This is a genomic window from Flavobacterium azizsancarii, assembly GCF_027980145.1.
Taxonomy (GTDB): domain Bacteria; phylum Bacteroidota; class Bacteroidia; order Flavobacteriales; family Flavobacteriaceae; genus Flavobacterium; species Flavobacterium azizsancarii.
Map to the genome: position 1 here is coordinate 1 of NZ_JAMZNK010000161.1, position 216 is coordinate 216.

Annotated in this window: 1 protein-coding gene; it reads left to right on the plus strand. The window is 28.7% G+C overall.

Translation table 11 applies throughout. The features are described 5' to 3' along the window. A partial coding sequence (locus NJT12_RS25015) for a hypothetical protein (RefSeq protein ID WP_271338817.1) occupies positions 1–216 on the plus strand: 216 nt, incomplete at both ends.

A 216-nucleotide genomic window follows, 5' to 3' on the forward strand; every position in this document is an offset into this window, starting at 1 on the left:
GGAAAAAGATAAAACCTGAGGTTTTTAATTATTTATCCTCAGTAATTATAGATAATTATTATGTCCAAAGTAATGAAAATATTAAACGATTTAAGGATTTTAGAGTTTTAGCTGTTGATGGTTCAAAGATAACCCTGCCGTTTACTGAGGAATTAAAAATATGTTTTGGCGAATCTAAAAATCAGACCAATACATCAATAGTTCAGGCAAGATCAT